The organism is Nonomuraea deserti (assembly GCF_004348685.1).
GTDB lineage: Bacteria > Actinomycetota > Actinomycetes > Streptosporangiales > Streptosporangiaceae > Nonomuraea > Nonomuraea deserti.
On the sequence record NZ_SMKO01000037.1, the window covers coordinates 51,969 to 58,291 of the forward strand.

4 protein-coding genes and 1 pseudogene are annotated in these 6,323 nt (G+C 68.8%); 1 reads left to right on the forward strand and 4 read right to left on the reverse strand.

Annotated elements, in window-relative coordinates:
* Positions 1-137 precede the first annotated feature (137 nt).
* Both E1292_RS16650 and E1292_RS51140 read right to left on the reverse strand, forming a co-directional pair.
* Positions 138-752 (reverse strand): hypothetical protein, encoded by a 615-nt coding sequence (locus tag E1292_RS16650; RefSeq protein ID WP_132596124.1) that lies wholly within the window; start codon positions 750-752, stop codon positions 138-140.
* Positions 753-1,150: 398 nt separating this feature from the next.
* On the reverse strand, positions 1,151-2,023 hold the full coding sequence (locus E1292_RS51140; protein WP_165974583.1) for a DUF6192 family protein: 873 nt from the start codon (positions 2,021-2,023) through the stop codon (positions 1,151-1,153).
* 595 nt (positions 2,024-2,618) lie between these two features.
* Here E1292_RS51140 and rny point away from each other — a divergent pair.
* The gene (rny, locus tag E1292_RS16665; protein WP_132596127.1) at positions 2,619-4,235 is read left to right on the forward strand and encodes a ribonuclease Y; all 1,617 of its coding nucleotides are present in this window, start codon (positions 2,619-2,621) and stop codon (positions 4,233-4,235) included.
* Here the strand turns inward: rny and E1292_RS16670 are convergent.
* Positions 4,232-6,040 carry a S9 family peptidase gene (locus E1292_RS16670; RefSeq protein WP_132596128.1) on the reverse strand — a complete coding sequence of 603 codons (1,809 nt, stop codon included), beginning with the start codon at positions 6,038-6,040 and terminating at the stop codon, positions 4,232-4,234. The genes rny and E1292_RS16670 overlap by 4 nt on opposite strands.
* A 48-nt stretch (positions 6,041-6,088) precedes the next feature.
* Positions 6,089-6,323, reverse strand: a pseudogene (locus tag E1292_RS16675) (ABC transporter substrate-binding protein); the annotation flags it as partial.

The following is a 6,323-nucleotide window of genomic DNA, read 5'->3' on the forward strand; positions in this document are numbered from 1 at the left end:
CCTCTTGTGATCAAGCGCATGTCGCTATGATCGCGGTCAGCGCAGCCGAGTGATGATCGGCTCTGATCAGTCGTTCTGGCGCTCGGCGACCCTTCGCTGCAACTCCTCAATGCCTGCAAGTATCGAGTGCGCCACTTCTACGTCTTCGCCATCCGCCCAACCACCACCGCTGTGGCCCGCTGATGCACGTCGAGCCCACTCGACCCGGCGAGGTCGTCGGAGTGGTGCTGGCGCAAGGCCGCCAGCAGGGAATCACCACATCGCACAATCTCATCCGGCGCACCGTCTTCGGGGTCGGAGCCGACACCCGAATAACTGGAGTGGGTGCGATAAATGGTCGTCCGTCCTGCCTCGAGCTCGCTCAGCCGGTAGCAGAGGCACGAGCCGGCGAATCCCCAGACGAAATGACTGACGGAGCTCCTGCAAACGACGAGGGGAATCAGGTCAGGATCTCGACCGTGAATCTCCCGCTCGGTATCGTCGAACGGCTCGGGTTCGAGTGAGAGGCCGCGGGCCAGTTGGATGGCCAACTCCCATGGCAGGAGGGGAGACCAGCCGATCAGCCACTCACGCAGGGTGGGATCCGCCTCGGCAATCACGAAGAACTCGTCGGGGAAATCGACCCCATAGCATTGGTGCAGGACCTCGTGAGGCCTGGCCTCGTTCCCGTAGAGCGCCTGTGCCAGCTGGACCATCGAGGTGTAGTTGTCGCGCGACGCCTCCATGCGCAGGCGTTCGAGCCGATCCGCCATGTGCAGTCCTATGCGTTCAGGTTTGGTCGACCGGAACTCGATCACTTGCACTCGCCGTCTCACGGTCACGACGTTCCGATGCATCGTCCATGTATGTCCTGGCAAGCAGGTCTAGGACATACGACGGTTCGGTGTCCATCGAATTGTCTACGAAAGGCGTAAGCAATCAGGCAGCCTGTGGCGAGAGGGGCCGCTGTCTCGTCCACGCTGGTCTGGCAGTTTTCCTGGTGAGGCGACGTGTCATCAGCGCGATCGCAGCCACGGTCAGGTGGGCTTCGCTGTGCGAGGGCTTGCGTTCGAAGTCGATCACATCGCGTCGGGCGTTCATCAGCCAAGACAGAGACCGCTCGACGATCCACCTCCTCGCGAGCACTTTGAACCCGGTCTGACCAGGCCGTTTAGTCACGATCTTCAAGGTGAGGCGCAGAACGCGGCGGGCCCACGCCACCAGCGTAGGCGCTGTCGCCCCAGACAGGGTGAGCTGCGGATGCAGCATCCGCAACCTGGCCGGCAACTCGCGGGCAGCGTCGCGGTCGGGCTGCCCGGCGGCCGTGGCCATGACCATCATGAGCACGCCGAAGGTGTCCACGACGAGACGGCTCTTTCTCTCCGGCACCTTTGTCTGCGTCATACGACCTGGAGCGGCCGGTGACAGTGGCCGCAGCGCGCACCGACTGGGAGTCGATGACGCCTGCGACCGGGTTGGGGCATGCGCGCAACCGGATGGCGCGCCGCTGTCCCACGCGGGGCAGGGCCGGCGTGCGCTGGCGGACGACCTCGCCGGCCTGCCAGGCCTGGTCGACCTGGGCGCGGTTGACCAGATGCCGGGCGGTGGTGCCGGCCATCGCCTTGGACGCGACCTCCGGCCGGCGCAGCAGATCGGTCGCCACCGCCGCGGCGACCTGCTCATCGCGGGCCGAGTCGTGGCTGCGCTCGACCTTCTCCTGTACCGTGACCGGATGCTCGACCTGCTGGCCGACCTCGCGCAGGGCCGCGTCCTCGGTCCAGCGGCGCTCGCCGCTCCGCGTGTGCGGAGCAGGGTCGGTGATGGTGGCGTAGCGCTGGGTCTCGTCGCTGATGCTGGCCAGGATCTTGTGGATGCCGTACGACACCTTCGGCTGGCGGTGCGCGGCCGGCCAACGGGCCGCCACCCATCGATAGGTGCGTAATGACGCGACTGGGATACCAAGATCATCTGCGAACATCTGCAGCGACGGGGAGACCAGGAACGTCTCATCCGTCGCGGCGACTGACCCGCCGTGCGAGCGCATGGGTTCGATTTCGAGTGTTTTGTCCCCGAGTGCAAAAGTACAGCGGGTCTGTACCTCGATCAGCTCCCGGTGACAATCCCTAGCAGACAAGGTCTTTCGCGCTCTAGTCAAGATTGCTAGCGAGGGCATGAAGACACCCTCTTAAGGAGTGCCCGTCGCCTCCAGCCCGGCTTCCTGAAGGGATGCCCGGCGCGGTCCGCCGGGCTCCGACGGGATGATCGCTCGCCCGTCAGCGAGGCTTCCGCATCCCGGCAGTTCCTGGGGGCAATGCCGGATCTTGCGGCGGATGTGGCGATGCGGGTCCGTAAGACACGCTTGGAGACGCGTTTGCTTGCTCGTGACCTGTTCGACGCATAACCTCGACGGCAGTGAGGAGTTACTCCGCGCAGTGCGGATTGCCATACCGGTGAACGACGGACGAGCGAGCTTGGGCGATCGAGGCAGGCGAGGTGTCGGCTTTCCGGGCCGACGCCCGGTCAGTCTTGGCTGGATATCGACCCAGGCGATGACCGGGCTGTCTGTGGCGTGCTGGTGACCCCTCCCGTTTTGTGGCCGCGTTATGAGGTGTTGACGACGCGAGGAGGGCGGGGCGCACATGGGGCCGCTGGTCGTGGTGCTGATGGTGGCGGTGCTCGTGCTCGCGTTCGGGATGATCGTCGCGCTCCTCGTCGTCATACGCCGTACCTCCGGTCCTCTGCCACGTGCCGGCAAGCCGAGCTCCGAGCAGGTGCAGGCCGTTCACGAGGAGCTCGAGCAGGCGCGTGAGGAGGCGCGGGAGATCCGCCACAAGGCGGAGACCGACGCCGAGGAGATCCTGCGCAGGTCGGAGAGCGCCGCCGAGAGCGCGGCGCAGATGCGGCGAGAGGTCGAAGAGGAGGCCCGGATCCTCAAGTCCGAGCTCAAGGAGCTACGGACCGATCTAGAGCGCAGGGAGGCCAGGCTGGCCGAGCGCGAGCAGCGGCTGGACGAGGAGGCCAGACGGCAGTCCGAGCGTGACAGGAAGCTCGCCGAGACCGAGGTCGAGCTGGCCGACCGGCGTGAGGAGCTGCTCCAGGTCGAGCAGGAGCGGCGGGTCATCCTGGAGCGGGTCGCCGGGTTGACGGGCGCGCAGGCCAAGGCGGAGCTGGTCAGGGAGATCGAGAACCAGGCCAAGCGCGAGGCCGCCCTGATCGTCAGGGAGATCGAGGGGGCCGCCCGCAAGGAGGGCGAGAAGCGGGCCACCAAGATCGTGACGCTGGCCGTGCAGCGGGTGGCGGCGGAGCAGACGGCGGAGTCGGTCGTCAGCGTGCTGCACCTGCCGGGCGACGAGATGAAGGGCCGGATCATCGGGCGCGAGGGGCGTAACATCCGCGCCTTCGAGTCCACCACCGGAGTCAACCTGATCATCGACGACACGCCTGAGGCGGTGCTGCTGTCGTGCTTCGACCCGGTGCGGAGGGAGACCGCCAGGCTGACGCTGGAGAAGCTGGTGCTGGACGGCCGCATCCATCCGCAGCGCATCGAGGAGGCCCATGACCGCAGCCGCCAGGAGGTTCAGGACCTGTGCGCGCGGGCCGGTGAGGACGCCCTGGTCGAGCTGGGCATCACCGACATGCATCCCGAGCTGACGCTGCTGCTCGGGCAGTTGCGCTACCGCACCTCTTACGGACAGAACGTCCTCAAGCATCTGATCGAGTCCGCGCACATCGCCGGCATCATGGCCGCCGAGCTGAAGATGAGCCAGCCGCTGATGAAGCGCTGTGCCCTGCTCCACGACATCGGCAAGGCTCTCACGCACGAGGTCGAGGGCAGCCACGCGCTGATCGGCGCGGAGATCGCCCGCCGTTACGGCGAGGAGGAGGACGTGGTGCACGCCATCGAGGCGCACCACAACGAGGTCGAGGTCCGCACCGTCGAGGCGGTGCTCACGCAGGCCGCCGACGCGATCAGCGGCAGCCGTCCAGGAGCCCGCCGCGAGTCCCTGGAGGCGTACGTCAAGCGGCTGGAGCGGTTGGAGGAGATCGCGCAGTCGTACGACGGGGTGGAGAAGGTCTTCGCCATGCAGGCGGGCCGGGAGATCCGCGTCATGGTCAAGCCCGACGCGGTCGACGACATCCAGGCGCAGGTGATCGCCCGCGACGTGGCCAAGCAGGTGGAGGAGGAGCTGACCTACCCGGGGCAGATCCGCATCAGCGTGGTCAGGGAGTCGAGGGCCACCGAGTTCGCCCGTTAGGCGAAGAGCTGCTGGTAGAAGGCGAGCTCCGCGGCGAGCGCCGCGGCCCGCGTCTCGGCGCGGCGGAAGCCGTGCGACTCCCCGTCGAAGGAGAGATAGGTGCACGGGATGCCGCGTTCGGAGAGCGCGTCGGCGAAGGCGGCCGACTGCTGGGGCGGCACCACGGGGTCGTCGAGCCCTTGCAGGAGCAGCATGGGGCAGGTCACGCCGTCGACGAGGCCGAGCGGCTCGCGGGCGGCGTAGACCTGCGGGTCTTCCGGCCCCACCAGCCACTCCACGTAGCGTGACTCGAAGTCGTGGGTGTGCTCGGAGAGGGGCGCGAGCGCGCTGATGCCGTAGTAGGAGACGCCGCCGGCGAACGCGTCGGACCGGCAGCAGGCGGCCAGCACGGTCCAGCCGCCCGCGCTGCTGCCGCGTACCGCGATCTTGGCGGGGTCGGCCAGGCCTTCGCCGGCCAGCCACCGTGCGGCGGCGATCGTGTCGGCGACGTCCACCAGGCCCCACTGCCCTTTCAGCCGGTCGCGGTAGGGCCTGCCGTAGCCGGTGGAGCCGCCGTAGTTGACGTCGAGCACGCCGATGCCGCGCGAGGTCAGGAACGCTTTCTCCAGGTCGAGCGCGCTGTCGGCGTGAGCCGTCGGCCCGCCGTGCACGAAGATCACGTATGGTGGCGCGCCGGTGGTCGCCGGTCCGTGCGGCGGATAGAGGAACGCTGGGGCCGGCGTCTCCACGGCCCGGGGGAGCGGCAGGCAGGCGGGGTCGGGCAGGTGGGCGGCGTCCTGGCCGAGCGCAACGTGCGTGCCCGCCGCCGTGTCCACCTGGACGACCGACCGGGGGCGCGTGGCGGAGTAGCCGACCCCGACCACCGACGTGCCCTCGGCTGCCAGCGCCGCGTCCCACCCTGAGCAGGGCACGTCGAGGTCGGTGAGCGTGCCCGACTCGGGGTCGAGCACGCCCATCCGCAGGTCGCCGCGCCCGTGCAGGACCGCGATGCGCCCGTCGCCGAGCACGGTGTACGGCCACCCGCCCAGTTGCCACGGTGGCCCCGCGAACTCCTCCTCGGCGGGGTGGACGGACCGCGTGCCGCCGCCCCGCAGACCGGTCTCGTAGAGGTTCCACCATCCTGAGGAGTCGGAGATCAGGTAGAGGTGGGCGTCGTCCTTCCAGGCGGGGGCGAGCACGGATTCGGCGGGCCCGCCTCGCACGGTCCATTCCTCGCCGCTGGAGAGGTGGACGACCCGCAGCTCGGTGCCGTTCCAGGGCATGAGCGGGTGGTCCCAGCAGATGTAGGCCAGATGCCGCCCGTCAGGGGAGATGGCGGGAGAGGCGTAGAAATCGCAGCCCGTGACCCATGTGCGAGGGTCGCCGCCGTCCAGCGGGATCGACACGATGGCCCGGGCCACCTCGCCGTGGTCGCCGTGCCGCTCGCGCACTCCCCACACCTGGCCGTCGTGCACGACGAGGTCGGCGTAGCGGCAGCCGTCGGCGGTGAGCGGCTCGGGCTCACCGCCATCCGCCAGAAGGTACAGGCGCTGGTCGGTCAGGTTGGCGAAGACCACCTCGCCGCCGGGGGTCACGGTGTAGGGCCGGCCGCCGTACTCATGCACCCGGGTGCGCGCGCACCACGGGGCCCGCAGCAGCTCACGGTGGGTGCCGTCGGCGGCGCGGCACACGATCGTGGTGCGTCCGCCCTCCTCTGGGCGGTCCTCTGTCCACCACACCCGGCCGCCCCGGACCGTGGGCCAGCTCGGACGCACGCCTGCGTTGGCCACGTCTCTGGTCGTGATGGGGGAGGGCCGGAAAGGCATACCCGCATCCTGCCGGAAGATCGGCGAGCGTGCTGGCCGGATCTTGGATCAGGGGCACCCCGCGGGCGGTGGTGGAGCCGTGGGCAGGTCGAGCCCTGTCCTGCCGAACCACTTCCGCAGCAGCCGGGCGGCCGTGCCGTCCCGCCACATCTGGGTGATCACCCGGTCGACGGCCTGGCAGCTGGCGATCTCGCCCTCCTTGAGGCCGACGCCCCACCGTTCCTCGCTGATCGGGTCGTTGAGCAGCCTGAAGCTGCCTGGGGCCTGTTCGGCGTACCCGGCC